The following is a 14,262-nucleotide window of genomic DNA, read 5'->3' on the forward strand; positions in this document are numbered from 1 at the left end:
GGCGCTCAGGGCATGCGCACGCCGACCACGTTCGTCGGCGGATAGGGGCCCACCTGCGCCGTGCCCACCAGCCGGTCGCCGACGACCTTCAGGACGAATCGCACCGACATCGGCAGGGGCGCGAGGAAGTCGATGCGGAACGAGGCGGTGTCGCCGGTGATGCTTCCATCGCGGATCGCGATCGGCCCGGTGTCGCCGACGGACGTGCCGGTCAGCGTCGTGCCGGCGCTGGCCAGCGAGAGGTCGTAGCGGCGGGAGCCGGCCAGGGTGACGACGTCGATCGCCCAATTTCCATCGATGCCGGCCACGTGCCCACCCCTCGTCGCTCGCGGCCCAGGCGGCCGTCGAGGCCATTGTGCACCCCGCCTTCCCGTCACGGCGGGATCGACGTGTGTAAACCTGTTGACTCACACTGAGTCAACTGGTTTACTCGGTGTCATGTCCGACCGCCTGAGCTTCACGCTCCACGAACTCGTCGCCGAGATCGACGCCTACGCCGATGCCGTCCTGCAGGCGGAGTACGGCGTCGGCTACAACCACTTCCAGTTCCTCGCCATCCTCGCCGGCGTCGAGCCCACCGACATGACGCGGCTCGCCTTCTGCCTGGGCGTCACCAAGGCCGCCGTGAGCAAGCGCGTGCCCGCACTCGTGGCCGACGGCTGGATCACCGCGGACTCCCCCGCGGGCTCGGGCCGCAGCATCCTGCTCTCGCTCACCGAGAAGGGCGCCGCGCTCGTGCAGACCGCCGGCGCACGGCTCGAACGCGACTTCGCCGAGATGCTCGCCGCCCCGGCCTTCGCGGCCGACCCGATCGACGCGCCGCGACTGAACACCCAGCTCAACACCCTCATCGCCTTCATCCAGAGCCAGCCGGCATCCGCCGCCGCACCCCAGGAGTGACCATGTCCGCCCCGCGCATCCTCGTCGTCATCGGCACGCCGCTGCCCGACAGCCTCAACCACGCCCTCGCCCATTCGTACGCCGACTCCGCCCGCGCCGCCGGCGCCGAGGTGCGCATCGTCGACCTCGCCTCCGACCCGGTGCCCGGGCACCCCACCGCTCGAGGAGAGGTGCGGATGCCGCGCACCGACGCCGACGGCCCGCTCTCGCCCGAGATCCGGGCGTACATCGCCGAGGTCGAATGGGCCGATCACCTCGCGATCTTCTTCCCGCAGTGGTGGGGATCGTCGCCGGCGGCGCTCAAGACCTGGATCGATCGCGTGTTCGTCTCGGGCTTCGCCTACCGGTACCGGCCCGCCGGCCGACTGTGGGACAAGCTGCTCACGGGGCGGACCGCGCGCATCGTCATGACGATGGACTCCCCCGGCTTCTGGAACACCCTCACCTACCGCGACGCGGCGATCCGGTCGCTGCGCGCGGCGACGCTGGAGTACTGCGGCATCAAGGTGCGCGGCGTCACCCGTCTCACCGAGGTGCGGCACCGCACCGAGGCCGACCGCGAGCGCTGGATCGGCGGCATGGCCTCCTTCGGAGCGACGGATGCCGCGGCCGCCGTCGCACGTCCGCGCGAAGCCGTCGTGGCCTGACCCTCATGCACCGAGGCCGCGTGCACTCAGGGAGCGCGCGCGGCCTCGGTGTGTGAGCAGAGGGCTCAGCGGGCGGCGATCTCGGCGGCCTCGACCACGTTCGTCATCAGCAGCGCGACGGTCATCGGGCCCACGCCGCCGGGGTTCGGCGACAGGTAGCCGGCGACCTCGGCCACGTCGGGAGCGACGTCGCCGTAGACGCGGGACTTGCCGGTCTCGGCGTCGGTCTCGCGGGTGACGCCCACATCCAGCACGGCCGCGCCGGGCTTGACGTCCGCAGCCTGCACGATGTGCTTGACGCCGGCCGCTGCCACGATCACATCGGCCTGACGCAGGTAGGACGGCAGGTCGACGGTTCCGGTGTGCGTGAGCGTCACCGTCGCGTTGATCTCACGACGGGTCAGCAGCAGGCCGATCGACCGGCCGATCGTCACACCGCGGCCGACGACCACGACATGCTTGCCCTTGAGGTCGTAGTCGTTGCGCAGCAGCAGCTCGATCACACCGCGGGGCGTGCACGGCAGCGGCGTCGTGATCGGCGCATTGACATTGAGCACGAGCCGGCCGAGGTTGGTCGGGTGCAGGCCGTCCGCGTCCTTCGCGGGGTCGATGCGCTCGAGGATCGCGTCGGTGTCGAGGTGCTTCGGCAGCGGCAGCTGCACGATGTACCCGTGGCACGCGGGATCGGCGTTGAGGCGGTCGATGACGGCCTCGACCTCTTCCTGTGTGGCCTCGGCCGGCAGCTCGACCTGGATCGAGTTCATGCCGATGGCCTCGGACTCGCGGTGCTTCATGCCGACGTACAGCTGCGATCCGGGGTCGGCGCCGACGAGCACGGTCGCGATGCCCGGCGTGATGCCGCGCGTCTTCAGGGCGGCGACGCGTTCGCGCAGCTCGTCCTTGATGGCGGCGGATGCTGCGCGCCCGTCGAGCTTGACGGCCGTCACTGCTGCAGCCCGGGGTACAGCGGGAACGCGGCGGTGAGGGCGGCCACGCGCAGACGCAGCGCCTCGACGTCGGCGCCCGGCTGCAGGGCGAGTGCGATGACGTCGGCGACCTCGGTGAACTCGGCGTCGCCGAAGCCACGGGTCGCGAGCGCGGGCGTGCCGATGCGCAGGCCCGACGTGACCATCGGCGGACGCGGGTCGTTCGGCACCGCGTTGCGGTTCACGGTGATGTGGATCTCGTGCAGCAGGTCCTCGGCCTGCTTGCCGTCGATCTCGGCGTTGCGCAGGTCGACCAGCACGAGGTGCACGTCGGTGCCGCCCGAGCGGACGGCGATGCCCGCACCGGCGACGTCGGGCTGCGAGAGGCGCTCGGCGATGATGTGGGCGCCGCGCAGCACGCGCTCCTGACGCTCCGTGAACTCGGGCGTCGCGGCGAGCTTGAACGCGGTCGCCTTGGCGGCGATCACGTGCATGAGCGGACCGCCCTGCTGGCCCGGGAACACCGCCGTGTTGATCTTCTTGGCGAGGTCGGCGTCGTTGGTCAGGATGAAGCCCGAGCGGGGGCCGCCGATCGTCTTGTGCACGGTGGACGAGACGACATGCGCGTGCGGCACAGGGCTCGGGTGCAGGCCTGCGGCGACGAGACCGGCGAAGTGCGCCATGTCGACCCACAGGGTCGCACCCACCTCGTCGGCGATCTCGCGGAACTTCGCGAAGTCGAGCTGACGGGGATAGGCCGACCAGCCGGCGATGATCACCTTGGGCTGGTGCTCGATCGCGAGGCGACGCACCTCGTCCATGTCGATGACGCTGGTCTCGGGGTCGACGCCGTACGCGACGATGTTGTACAGCCGGCCCGAGAAGTTGATCTTCATGCCGTGCGTGAGGTGGCCGCCCTGGTCGAGCGAGAGGCCGAGCAGCGTGTCGCCGGGGCGGGCGATCGCGTGCAGCACGGCGGCGTTCGCGGTGGCGCCGGAGTGCGGCTGGACGTTGGCGAACTCGGCGCCGAACAGCGCCTTGGCACGCTGGATCGCCAGCTCCTCGGCGACGTCGACCTCTTCGCAGCCGCCGTAGTAGCGGCGGCCGGGGTAGCCCTCGGCGTACTTGTTGGTCAGCACCGAGCCCTGCGACTGCAGCACCGACACCGGCACGAAGTTCTCGGAGGCGATCATCTCGAGGTAACCGCGCTGGCGTTCGAGCTCGCGCTCGAGCACCTGAGCGATCTCAGGATCGACCTCGGAGAGGGGGGCGTTGAAGAACTGATCGGTCATGCGATCTCCTGACTCACGGCTTTCGGAAAAGAGGTCCCCGCATCGGCCCAGGCGTGCGGTCGAATGCCGTAGTCGGTCGCTCCCCGGTGGTGTCCCACCTCAACGCCAGTCGCGACCCTCCGAGCATAACGGAACTCGACCCGCTAGGCTGGACCTCACCCCTTTTGTTAGGACTCTTTACATGTCACGTCGACGAGGACGGACCGCTGCCGCGGCCGTTCTGGCCGCCGTGCTCTTGGCCGGCTGCACGCCGGTCCCACAGAATGGAGACACCGTGTCGCTTCCCGCCGTCGTCCCCGCACCCGCCTCGATCGAGGCGGGTTCAGGAGCGCCGTTCCGGCTCACGTCCGCCACGTCCGTTTCGGCAGATGCGGATGCCGCCACAGCCCTCGCCGCGATCCTCACGGCTCGTGCGGGCCTGACGCCGGCCCACGCCGAGGGCTCGGCCGACGTCGAGCTGCGCATCGCCGGCGGCGGCGCGCCGGAGTCGTACCGGATCGCGGTGGACGAGGCATCCGTCGTCGTCACCGGCGCCGACGCTGCCGGACTCTTCTACGGAGTGCAGACGCTCGGGCAGCTCGTCGCCCGCGACGGCGGCGAGTGGATCTTGCCGGCGATCGCGATCGACGATGCGCCGCGCTTCGCCTACCGCGGCGTGATGCTCGATGTCGCGCGCCACTTCCACGGCATCGACACCGTCAAGGGCTACATCGACCGCGCGGCCTCGCTCAAGTTCAACGCGCTGCACCTGCACCTCACCGACGACCAGGGGTGGCGCATCCAGCTCGACTCGCGCCCCGAGCTCACCGAGAAGGCGTCGGGCACCGCGATCGGCGGCGATCCCGGCGGCTTCTACACGAAGGACGACTACCGCGCGATCGTCGAGTACGCGGCATCCCGTCACATGATCGTGGTGCCCGAAGTCGACATGCCCGGCCACACCCACGCCGTCGGCCTCGCCTACCCCGAGCTCGCCGAGGACCCGGTCATCTCTGACCACATGCGCGAGATCGTGGACGTGTACGGCGGCGGCGCGCTCCCCGAGCCCGGCGTGCCGTTCGAGGCGCTCGCGGTCGGCTTCTCGTCACTGAAGATCCACGACGAGGCGACCTACGACTTCGTGGCCGACGTGTTCGGCGAGCTCGCCGCGATGACGCCGGGACCGTACCTGCACTTCGGCGGCGACGAATCGCTCGCCACCGCCGACGACGACTTCGCGTACTTCGTGACGCGCGTGAGCGCCCTCATCGCCGACCTCGGCAAGACGCCGGTCGCATGGCACGAGGCGGGTTCGGCCAAGGACATCGCTGACACCACGATCGGCCAGTACTGGGGCTACGTCACGCCGCAGGACGGCTTCGCGGCCAAGGCGCAGACGTTCGTCGACAACGGCGCGGGCCTCATCCTGTCGCCCGCCGACGCGATCTACCTCGACATGAAGTACCCCAGCGGCCCCGAGCTCGGTCTCACCTGGGCGAACGGCCCGACGAGCGTGCAGGACGCGTACTCGTGGGAGCCCGCCGAGGTGGTCCCCGGTGTGGGCGACGCAGGCATCCTCGGCGTCGAGGCGCCGCTGTGGACCGAGACGATCCGCACCGCCGCCGACATCGACACGATGGTGTTCCCGCGCATCGCGGCCGCGGCCGAGGCCGGCTGGTCGCCCCGCACCGGCGAGAGCGACCTGCGCACGTGGGAGTCGTTCCGCAGCCGCGTCGGCGCGCTCGGCCCGCTGTGGACCAGTATGGGCATCGGATTCCACCCGTCCGAAGAGATCCCATGGGTCACCGAGTGACCCCGTCCACCTGACCGGAGCACCGCATGAGCACTCTCGTCCACTCCGTCCGCCTGTTCGGCTCGGCAGCCGTCGACAGCGACTCCCCCGAAGGGTGGGTGCTGTTCGACGGCGGCCGCGTCACGGCGGCCGGAGTGGGGGACGGCTCCCCGTCCGCTGACGAGACGGTGGACGGGAGCGGTGGATGCCTCGCCCCCGGGTTCATCGACGTCCACGGCCACGGCGGCGCGGGCGCGAGCTTCGACGACGGTCCCGAGGCGGTCCGCACCGCGCGTGCGGTCCACCGGCGCCACGGCACGACCCGCGCCGTGCTGTCGCTCATCACCGCGACGATCGACGACCTCGCGGCGCGCGTCGCGATGGTCGCGGACCTCACCGAGGCAGACCCGACGATCCTGGGGTCCCACCTGGAGGGGCCGTTCCTCGACCCCGGCCACAAGGGCGCGCACACCGAGTCGCTGCTGCGTGCACCCGACGAGGCGTCGATCGACCGGCTGCTCGAGGCCGGTCGCGGCACGATCCGCCAGGTGACGCTCGCCCCTGAGCGCCCCGGCGCGTTCGACGCGATCCGGCGCCTGACCGCGGCGGGCGTCACGGTCGCGGTCGGCCACACCGACGCGGACGCCGCGACCGCGCGCCGCGCCTTCGACGCCGGCGCGACGCTGCTCACGCATGCCTTCAACGCCATGCCCGGCATCCACCATCGCGCCCCCGGACCGGTCGTGGTGGCCCTGCGCGACGAGCGGGTGCGACTGGAGGTCATCGCCGACGGCGTGCACGTCGACCTCGACCTCGTGGCCACGCTGTTCGCGTCGGCGGGCGGGCGCATCGCGCTCATCACCGATGCCATGGCCGCCGCCGGCGCGGCGGACGGCTCCTACGAGCTCGGCGGGCTCGCCGTGCAGGTGACCGACGGCGTCGCACGCCTCGTCGAGGGCGGCGCGATCGCCGGCTCGACGCTCACGCAGGACGCCGCCGTGCGCCACGTCGTCGGCGCCGGGGTGCCACTCGAGGTCGCGCTGCGGGCCGTGAGCGAGGTCCCGGCGCTGGCGATCGGCCGTGCCGACCTCGGCAGGCTCGACATCGGCTCGGTCGCCGACGCCGTGCTGCTGGACGCCGACCTCACGGTGCAGCGGGTGTGGATCGACGGTCAGCCCGCCTGACGCCCGACCCGCAGCGGTCGCAGACGCGCGAAGGCGGGGCCGGAAGTCCCTCCCCCGAGATCCTTCCGTGCCCCGCCTGATCCGCGGGTGATACCGCGGGGGGCACTGCCGCCGTCGTGCCCCACACGTCGGGCGGCGTGCCGCTCTGACGTAAGAGACGGCGCCGACCGCCGTCTATTACGCGAGTTCTGAGAATTTCTTCGGCGGGCCTTCAGCAGGGGTGCGGCATCCACCCTGGCCAAAAGGCCCGACGGCGGCGAGAATGGATGTCGTCGCGCCGCCCGTCTGCGCGGCGTCGGGGAGTTCAGGTCGGGCAGGGGCCCGCGAACTGGGGTAATCACATGGATCACGACGACGTGCGCGAGCAGCCGGATCCCGTCGCGCTCGGCGATGCCGACCTCGTGCTGCGCACGCGCTCGGGCGATCCCGGGGCGTTCGGCGAGCTGTGGCGGCGGCACCATCGCGCAGGCATCACCGTCGCCCGCAACATGACATCCAGCCTCGACCCCGACGACCTCGTGCAAGAGGCGTACACCCGCATCTACCAGTCGATCGCCGCCGGCGGCGGACCCACCGGGTCGTTCCGCGCGTATCTGTTCACGAGCATCCGCAACACCGCAGCGGCATGGGGACGCGCCCGGCGCGAGACGCCCTACGACGAGCTCGACGGCGTCGAGGACCCCGCGTCCGGCGAGCACGCCAGCGAGGCGGCGCTCGATCGGGGCCTCACGCACCGCGCCTTCCGCAGCCTGCCCACGCGATGGCAGGAAGTGCTCTGGTACTCCGAGATCGAGCAGATGAAGCCGGCCGAGATCGCACCGCTGCTCGGCATGAAGGCGACCGCGGTCGCCCAGCTGACGTTCCGGGCCCGCGAAGGTCTGCGCGAGGCATGGATCCAGGCGCACCTGCAGTCGGTCCAGGACGGCTCGGACTGCCAGTGGACCATCGAACGCCTCGGCGCCTACTCGCGACGGAACCTCGGCCGTCGCGATCACGCCAAGGTCGAGGCGCACCTCGCCGCGTGCGTGCGCTGCTCCATCGTCGCCAGTGAGGCGAAAGAGGTCTCGAGCCGGCTCGCGCTCGTGCTCCTGCCGCTCGCTCTCGGCGCCGTCGGCACCGCCGGCTACCTCGCCACGCTGCAGGGCGGCAGCGCCCCGATCGTCGCCCTCGCCGCGATGCCGTCGTCCGTCGTCAAGGGCGCCGTCACCGGCAGCGCGGCAGGCTCGGGAGCCGCCGGCGGAGGCGCGGCGGTCGGCTCCGGCGCGGCAGTCGGATCCGGAGCAGCGGCCGGGGCAGGAGCCGGCGCCGCCGCGGGTGTCGGCACGGGTGTGGCCACCGGTGCGGGAGCGACGGCCGGCGCCGCCGCCGTCACGACCGTCGCCGCTGGTGGCACGGCGCTCGTCGGCATCGGCGCGGCATCGAGCCTCGCGGCAGCGAGCCTCGTCGTGGTCGGCGGAGTCGTCGCGGCGGCGGTCGCGATGCCGCCGACGTCGCCCGACCCCGCTCCCTCGGAGCAGTCCACCGTTTCTGACGTCGCGCCGGTCTCGCCCGCCCTCGTCCCGGAACAGGATGCCGCCGACACGGCTCTGCAGCTGACGACGACGGCCGGCCCCGACCCGGCCGACCTTCCGGTCGCCCTGCCTGTCGGCGACGCCCTCCTTCCTGCGACGGGTGACGCCGTGGGCGTGGGCGTGAGCGGGAGCACGGCCGACAGCGGAGGCACGCCCGGCCCGGCCGCGTCCGACGGCACCGGCGACGGCGCTGCGGCATCCGGCGACGGCGCCACCGGCGAGCAGGGCGAGGCGGCTCCCGGCCCCGGCACTGGTTCCACGGCCGGCGCTGCCGACCAGGGCGCCGACGGCCAGAGCGACGTCGGCGGTCAAGGCGACAGCAGCACCGAGAACAGCGGCACGAGCCAGGGCGGCGTCGGTCAGGGCGACGACAGCCAGGGCGACTCCCTCAGCCCTGACGATTCCGCGACCGGCGGAACCGGCAGCTCCGGGAACGGGAACTCCGGGAACGCCAGTTCCGGGAACGGGAACTCCGGCAACGCCAATTCCGGCAACGGCAGCACCGACAACAACGGCGCAGGCAACGGGAACACCGGCAACTCCGGCAACGGCGCGACGGGCAGCAACGGCAACGGGAACACCGACGACACGGGTGTCGGCACCCCCACGAACGGCACCGGCAACGGCAACGGCGGCACCACCGGCAACAACGGCTCCACGGGCAACGGCGATCCCACCAACGGCACCGGCAACGGCAACGGCGGCAACACCGGCAACGGCAACGGCGCCGCGAACGGCAACGCGGGCAAGGGCAAGGCGAAGGGCGCGGTCAACGTGCCGAAGAGCGTCGTCGCGGCGACGTCGACGTCCGTGGTGACGACCGAGGCCCTCGCCGCCGATGTGGTCGGTGCAGCGGGCGACGAGGACATCGGATCCGGCGACGCAGCCGGCACAGACGCCGAGCAGAACGGGAACGGCAACGGGAACGGTGCGGGCAACGGGAACGGTGCGGGCAACGGGAACGACGGATCCAACGGCAACGGCCACAACGGCGAAGGCAACGGGAACGGCAACAACGGCGTCGGCAACGGGAACGGGAACGACGGCTCCACCAACAACGGTGCGGGCACCGGGAACAACGAGGCCAGCGGCAACGGCAACAACGGCGTCCGCAACGGGAACGACGGCTCCACCAATCACGGCGGAGGCAACGGGAGCGACGACTCGACCAGCAACGGCAACGGCGGTTCCACCGGCAACGGAGAACCCGCCGACGGCAATGGCAACAACGGCAACAACGGCGCTGCGAACGGCAACTCCGGCAAGAAGCACGGCCTGGACCCCGAGTCACAGCCGGCTGCCGCGGCGGCGACGGAGGAACCGGACGACGCGACGACGACGAACGACGACCCCGGTCACGGCCGCGGCGCGCATGGTGCGGCCGCCGGCAAGAAGCACTGACCCCGGCGCGGGCCGCGGGCTTCCTCCGGCCCGGAGGCGCAGCATCCACTCGACGTAGACTGGAAGCCATGTCCGACACGCCGCACGTCACGCCTTCTCAGCCCGCCGAACCGGCGCCCGGAATGCGGACACCGCTGTCGGCGATCGACGTCATCGCGTTCGTGTGCGAGATGTTCGCCATCCTGACACTCGCGCTGTGGGGCTTCACCGCGTTCCCGTTCGCGTGGAACATCCTCACCGGTCTGGGTGCGCCGGCGCTGGCCATCCTGGTGTGGGCGCTGTTCGTGTCGCCGCGCGCCGTCTTCGCCGTGCACCCGTTCGTGCGTGCGATCGTCGAGCTGCTGGTCTACGCCTCGGCGACCGTGGCGTGGTGGCTCATGGGCAACGCCTGGATCGGCCTCGCGTTCGGCGTCGTGGCGGTGACCGTCGGAGTCATCGCGGGTCGTCGGCGCATCGCGTGACCGCCGCTGACGCGCTCGCACTTCTCGTCGACGCACTGGGCGACCGCGTCGACACCTCCCCCGCTGCGCTGAACGCGGCGCGTGCCGACAAGTCCGGCCACGCCGCCGCCGGCGTCCCGCTCGCCGTCGTCCGCGCCCGCAGCGTCGAGGACGTCCAGCAGACGCTGCGCATCGCGACCGCCACCGGCACTCCCGTCGTGACCCGCGGCGCAGGCACCGGCCTCGCCGGCGGCGCCAACGCCGGAACAGGTGAGATCGCCCTGTCGGTGCGCGAGATGGACCGCATCCTCGACGTCCGCCCCGACGATCTGCTCGCCGTCGTCGAACCGGGCATCCTCAACGCCGACCTCAACGCCGCGCTCGCCGAGCACGGCCTGTGGTGGGCACCGGATCCGGCGAGCCGGGCGATCTCGACAGTCGGGGGCAACATCGCCACGGGCGCCGGCGGACTCCTGTGCGCCAAGTACGGCGTGGTGCGCGATGCGGTGCTCGGGGTCGACCTCGTCCTCGCCGACGGCCGCCTGCTGCACCTCGGCCACCGCACCGTGAAAGGCGTCACCGGTCTCGACCTCACGTCGCTCGTCATCGGCTCCGAGGGGACGCTCGGCGTCGTCGTGGGCGCCACCCTCAAGCTCCGCAGGGTCGTCCCCGGCGAAGTGTGCACGATCGCCGCGACCTTCCCAGACGTGCGCACCGCCGCCGAGGCGTCCGCGGCCGTGACCGCCTCCGGCGTCCAGCCCGCGATCATGGAGCTGATGGATGCCGCATCCCTCGCCGCTGTGCACGCGCTGCTGTCGCTTCCGGCGCCGACGCCCGGCGCGGCCCAGCTCACGATCCAGACCGACGGGCCGGCCGCGGGCGTGGAGGCCGAGGCCATCGCGGACGTGCTGCGCGGGGTCGGCGGCACCGTGGCACTCTCGCACGACCCGCACGAGGGCGAACGGCTGCTCACGATCCGCCGGTCGATGCATCCCGCGATGGAGACGCTGGGCACCGCCCTCATCGAGGATGTGTCGGTCCCCCGCAGCGCCCTTCCTGCCATGTTCGACGAGATCGCCCGCGTCGAGCGCGAGCACGGGGTCGTGATCCCGACAGTGGCACACGCCGGCGACGGCAACCTGCATCCGAACTTCATCTTCGACGCCGAGCCCGACGAGTTCGGGGTGGTCGAAGCGCCCGCGTACATCTGGGCGGCCGCCGACGACCTCTTCCGCGCGGCCCTGCGCCTGGGCGGCACGCTCACCGGCGAGCACGGCGTCGGCGTGCTCAAGCGGCGCTGGCTCGCCGACGAGCTCGGCGACGATCAGTGGGAGCTGCAGCGCAGCGTCATGCGCGCGTTCGACCCGCAGGGCATCCTCAACCCCGGCAAGGTCTTCGCGCGCTGACCCTGGCCGCCCGCCATGCCCGGTCCCCACGGCACTCCTCCCCCACCCCACAGCGTTCGTTCGTCATATATGCACGCGATCTCGGCGAAAACGCGTGCATATACGACGAATGAACCTCTTCGAGGAATGGATAGCGGATCGCGGTCGATCAGGATGCCGGCGGGTAGACCTGCGTCGGCGGTGCGGGCTTCGGGGCCTCGCGCGGCGCAAAGACGATAGCGAGGATGCCGAGCAGCATCACACCGAGGGTTCCCAGCATGCTTGCGTAGAAGTACGCGGCGACGACGTCAGCGAGGACGAGATTGCTCGCCAGCGTCACTCCGACGATCGACATCGCGATCTGCGCGCCCGCCGCGACTGCGAGCACGATCAGCGGCACCCATCGGATCCGGTCCGGGACCGCGCCTTCGCGGCCGATCACGACGGTGGCCACGATGAGCGCGCCGAGAGTGACGAGCGTCGTGCCGTTCCCCACCATGACCGCCGTCGTGCTGTCCCACGCGCCGAGGGGAAAGAGCGCCCACCAGCTCTCGGACAACAGGGGCACTGCGGCCGCAATGACGAGGGCGACGACGCCGAGCGGGCGGCGTGCGACGACGCTACCCCGGCCTCGGATGCCGAAGGCGAGAACGAGGAGTGCGCCCGCCCACAGCCCCTCCAAGACGAACCCTCTGCCGGGGAACGAGAGCACCGCGTTGCCGTTCGCTGTCAGCACCAGCACGGCGTAGGCGATCAGCAGCGAGCCCCCGATGAGCCACGCCAAACGGGCGTTGCGCACCGCTTCGCCCGCGGCGGCGGAGGTCGCCAGAGCTTCGGGCTCGGCGGGTGCGGGCGCCGCAGGCCCAGGCGATGCGGCACCGGACGACGCCGCAGCGGAGGATGTGGCATCCCCCGCCGCCGGCGTCTCGGACGGCAGTGTCATGCCGTCAGCTTAGGGCTCAGATGCCCTGCCAGGCAGGCTTGTTCGCGTAGGCGTACCGGTAATAGTCAGACCGCGTGAGCTGCGACGCAGCGGCCTCGTCGACCACCACGGTGGCGCGCGCGTGCAGCTGGATCGCCGAGCCGGGCAGCGACGCCGACAGCGGTCCCTCGACGGCGCCGGCGACCGCCGCCGCCTTGCCCTCGCCGAACGCGAGCAGCACGAGGTGGCGCGCCCGCAGGATCGTGCCGAGGCCCTGCGTGATGCAGTGCATGGGCACGTCGTCGACGCTCTCGAAGAAGCGCGCGTTGTCTTTGCGGGTCTGCTCGGTGAGCGTCTTGACACGGGTGATCGACGCGAACGACGAACCCGGCTCGTTGAAGCCGATGTGGCCGTCGGTGCCGATGCCGAGGATCTGCAGGTCGATGCCGCCCGCCTCGCGGATGGCCGCGTCGTACTCCTCGCCGTGGTGCTCGATGCCGTCGGGCGTGCCGTCGGGCGTGCGGATCAGCGCCGGGTTCAGGCCGAGCGGCTCGACGACCTCGCGCGTGATCACCGAGCGGTAGCTCTCGGGATGCGCCGGGTCGATCCCCACGTACTCGTCCAGGGCGAACCCGCGCACGCGCGAGACGTCCACGCCGTCCAGGCGCGTGCGCAGCGCCTCGTAGACCGGCAGCGGAGTCGAGCCGGTGGCGAGACCCAGGACAGTCTCGGGGTTGTCGCGCACGAGCGCGGCGATGTGGTCGGCGACCAGCGCCCCCGCCGCCGCCTTGTCGCGGACGATGACGATCTCAGCCATGGAACAGCTCCTCAACCATGAATCAGGGCCTCCTCGGTGTCGTGTGTGATGTCGCCCTGCGCGCCGACGATCGCGGCGCCGAGCGCGGCCGCCGGCGAACCCGGCGGAAGCAGCTCGACCCGCTCCTGCAGACGCAGCGAGCGCATGAAGGGGGACGCTTCCGCGCTGGCCGCCAGTTCGGCTGCGACATCTGTCATCAGTCGATCGCCCAACGCCGTCACACCCCCTCCGAGCACCACGATATCGACGTCGGCGGTCAGCACCAGTACCCGGATCGCGGCGGCCACGCCGCGCGCCAGCCCGGTGCGCAGCTCCTGCGCCTCGAGGTCGCCCCCGTCGGCGGCGTCGAACACGTCGCGCACCGGCAGCGCAGACTTGCGCCCCCAGCGCTCTGCGATCGCGCCGCCGCCCGCGAACGACTCGATGCAGCCCCGCTGACCGCACCGGCACAGCGGTCCGTTCGGGTCGACCGAGATGTGCCCGACCTCGCCGGCGGTGCCTCGGGCGCCGCGCCACAGCACGCCGTCCGACACGATGCCCGCAGCGATGCCGGTGCCCAGATTGAGGTAGCCCATCGATCCGGGCGCCGGGACTCCGCCGCGCGTGTGCAGCGCATGCGCGCCGAGCGCCGCCGCCTTCACGTCGTTCTCGACCTGCACCGGCACGCCCAGCTGCGGCGAGACGAGTGCGGCGAGATCCAGCGACTCGACCCCCAGGTTCACGGCGTGCACGACACGACCCGTGCCGGGTTCGATCTGGCCCGGGATGCCGACCCCGACCGAGCGCACCGCGGCCAGGTCCACCCCGGCCTCGGCGCCCAGCGCGCGCACGGCGTCCACGACGGTCTGCCCGACGGCATCCGGACCCCATCCTGTGGGCATGCGGAGCCGGCCGAGGATCACTCCGGCGTTGTCGACGGCGACCGCATCGGTCTTCGTGCCGCCGACGTCGAGTCCGACCTTCATCCGCCGACCTCCCCGCGGGAGGCGGCGTCTGTGTGCGCGCC

At 71.8% G+C, this 14,262-nt stretch carries 13 protein-coding genes and 1 riboswitch; of the genes, 7 read left to right on the forward strand and 6 right to left on the reverse strand.

The features are described from left to right. Nucleotides 1-5 precede the first annotated feature (5 nt). Nucleotides 6-308 carry a hypothetical protein gene (locus tag ABEA46_RS08235; protein WP_345543942.1) on the reverse strand — a complete coding sequence of 101 codons (303 nt, stop codon included), beginning with the start codon at nt 306-308 and terminating at the stop codon, nt 6-8. A 130-nt stretch (nt 309-438) separates the two neighbouring features. On the opposite strand from ABEA46_RS08235, the gene ABEA46_RS08240 reads away from it, so the two are divergent. Both ABEA46_RS08240 and ABEA46_RS08245 read left to right on the forward strand, forming a co-directional pair. Continuing rightward, nucleotides 439-900 (forward strand): MarR family winged helix-turn-helix transcriptional regulator, encoded by a 462-nt coding sequence (locus tag ABEA46_RS08240; RefSeq protein ID WP_345543944.1) that lies wholly within the window; start codon nt 439-441, stop codon nt 898-900. 2 nt (nt 901-902) lie between these two features. Next, nucleotides 903-1,547, forward strand: a complete 645-nt coding sequence (locus tag ABEA46_RS08245) for an NAD(P)H-dependent oxidoreductase (protein ID WP_345543945.1) — start codon at nt 903-905, stop codon at nt 1,545-1,547. 65 nt (nt 1,548-1,612) lie between these two features. On the opposite strand, the gene ABEA46_RS08250 is transcribed toward ABEA46_RS08245, so the two are convergent. Both ABEA46_RS08250 and glyA read right to left on the reverse strand, forming a co-directional pair. Beyond that, complete coding sequence (locus ABEA46_RS08250; RefSeq protein WP_345543946.1) at nt 1,613-2,494, reverse strand: bifunctional methylenetetrahydrofolate dehydrogenase/methenyltetrahydrofolate cyclohydrolase; 882 nt, start codon at nt 2,492-2,494, stop codon at nt 1,613-1,615. Then, nucleotides 2,491-3,765: a serine hydroxymethyltransferase gene (gene glyA, locus ABEA46_RS08255; RefSeq protein WP_345543948.1), complete on the reverse strand. Its 1,275-nt coding sequence runs from the start codon at nt 3,763-3,765 to the stop codon at nt 2,491-2,493. The genes ABEA46_RS08250 and glyA overlap by 4 nt, the downstream gene beginning before the upstream one ends. A gap of 38 nt (nt 3,766-3,803) precedes the next feature. Beyond that, nucleotides 3,804-3,888: riboswitch (ZMP/ZTP riboswitch) on the reverse strand. A 151-nt stretch (nt 3,889-4,039) separates the two neighbouring features. Between glyA and ABEA46_RS08260 the strand changes: the two genes are divergently transcribed. From ABEA46_RS08260 to ABEA46_RS08280, 5 genes are all read left to right on the forward strand, one after another. Continuing rightward, complete coding sequence (locus tag ABEA46_RS08260; RefSeq protein ID WP_345543949.1) at nt 4,040-5,557, forward strand: family 20 glycosylhydrolase; 1,518 nt, start codon at nt 4,040-4,042, stop codon at nt 5,555-5,557. A 26-nt stretch (nt 5,558-5,583) separates the two neighbouring features. Beyond that, nucleotides 5,584-6,720, forward strand: coding sequence for an N-acetylglucosamine-6-phosphate deacetylase (gene nagA, locus ABEA46_RS08265; protein WP_345543950.1), 1,137 nt, complete (start codon nt 5,584-5,586; stop codon nt 6,718-6,720). 341 nt (nt 6,721-7,061) lie between these two features. Continuing rightward, the gene (locus ABEA46_RS08270) at nt 7,062-9,692 is read left to right on the forward strand and encodes a sigma-70 family RNA polymerase sigma factor (RefSeq protein WP_345543951.1); all 2,631 of its coding nucleotides are present in this window, start codon (nt 7,062-7,064) and stop codon (nt 9,690-9,692) included. Between the two features lie 68 nt (nt 9,693-9,760). Then, on the forward strand, nt 9,761-10,153 hold the full coding sequence (locus tag ABEA46_RS08275) for a YrdB family protein (protein WP_345543952.1): 393 nt from the start codon (nt 9,761-9,763) through the stop codon (nt 10,151-10,153). Beyond that, nucleotides 10,150-11,538: an FAD-binding oxidoreductase gene (locus ABEA46_RS08280; protein WP_345543953.1), complete on the forward strand. Its 1,389-nt coding sequence runs from the start codon at nt 10,150-10,152 to the stop codon at nt 11,536-11,538. The genes ABEA46_RS08275 and ABEA46_RS08280 overlap by 4 nt, the downstream gene beginning before the upstream one ends. 148 nt (nt 11,539-11,686) lie before the next feature. Here the strand turns inward: ABEA46_RS08280 and ABEA46_RS08285 are convergent, their stop codons facing one another. Genes ABEA46_RS08285 through ABEA46_RS08295 form a run of 3 tightly spaced genes read right to left on the reverse strand, consistent with a single transcriptional unit; the run spans nt 11,687 to nt 14,221 of the window. Then, nucleotides 11,687-12,460, reverse strand: coding sequence for a hypothetical protein (locus tag ABEA46_RS08285; RefSeq protein WP_345543954.1), 774 nt, complete (start codon nt 12,458-12,460; stop codon nt 11,687-11,689). 16 nt (nt 12,461-12,476) lie between these two features. Then, nucleotides 12,477-13,256 (reverse strand): glucosamine-6-phosphate deaminase, encoded by a 780-nt coding sequence (locus tag ABEA46_RS08290; protein WP_345543955.1) that lies wholly within the window; start codon nt 13,254-13,256, stop codon nt 12,477-12,479. Nucleotides 13,257-13,267: 11 nt separating this feature from the next. Continuing rightward, on the reverse strand, nt 13,268-14,221 hold the full coding sequence (locus ABEA46_RS08295; RefSeq protein ID WP_345543956.1) for an ROK family protein: 954 nt from the start codon (nt 14,219-14,221) through the stop codon (nt 13,268-13,270). Nucleotides 14,222-14,262: the final 41 nt, after the last annotated feature.

It is taken from the genome of Microbacterium jejuense, from assembly GCF_039544225.1.
Lineage (GTDB): Bacteria > Actinomycetota > Actinomycetes > Actinomycetales > Microbacteriaceae > Microbacterium > Microbacterium jejuense.

Bases quoted from the DNA above. Each gene is read 5' to 3' on its own strand.
- ABEA46_RS08295 (WP_345543956.1), bottom strand. From the start codon at position 14,221: ATGAAGGTCGGACTCGACGTCGGCGGCACGAAGACCGATGCGGTCGCC.
- ABEA46_RS08285 (WP_345543954.1), bottom strand. From the start codon at position 12,460: ATGACACTGCCGTCCGAGACGCCGGCGGCGGGGGATGCCACATCCTCC.
- ABEA46_RS08275 (WP_345543952.1), top strand. From the start codon at position 9,761: ATGTCCGACACGCCGCACGTCACGCCTTCTCAGCCCGCCGAACCGGCG.
- ABEA46_RS08290 (WP_345543955.1), bottom strand. From the start codon at position 13,256: ATGGCTGAGATCGTCATCGTCCGCGACAAGGCGGCGGCGGGGGCGCTG.
- ABEA46_RS08245 (WP_345543945.1), top strand. From the start codon at position 903: ATGTCCGCCCCGCGCATCCTCGTCGTCATCGGCACGCCGCTGCCCGAC.
- ABEA46_RS08240 (WP_345543944.1), top strand. From the start codon at position 439: ATGTCCGACCGCCTGAGCTTCACGCTCCACGAACTCGTCGCCGAGATC.
- glyA (WP_345543948.1), bottom strand. From the start codon at position 3,765: ATGACCGATCAGTTCTTCAACGCCCCCCTCTCCGAGGTCGATCCTGAG.
- nagA (WP_345543950.1), top strand. From the start codon at position 5,584: ATGAGCACTCTCGTCCACTCCGTCCGCCTGTTCGGCTCGGCAGCCGTC.
- ABEA46_RS08270 (WP_345543951.1), top strand. From the start codon at position 7,062: ATGGATCACGACGACGTGCGCGAGCAGCCGGATCCCGTCGCGCTCGGC.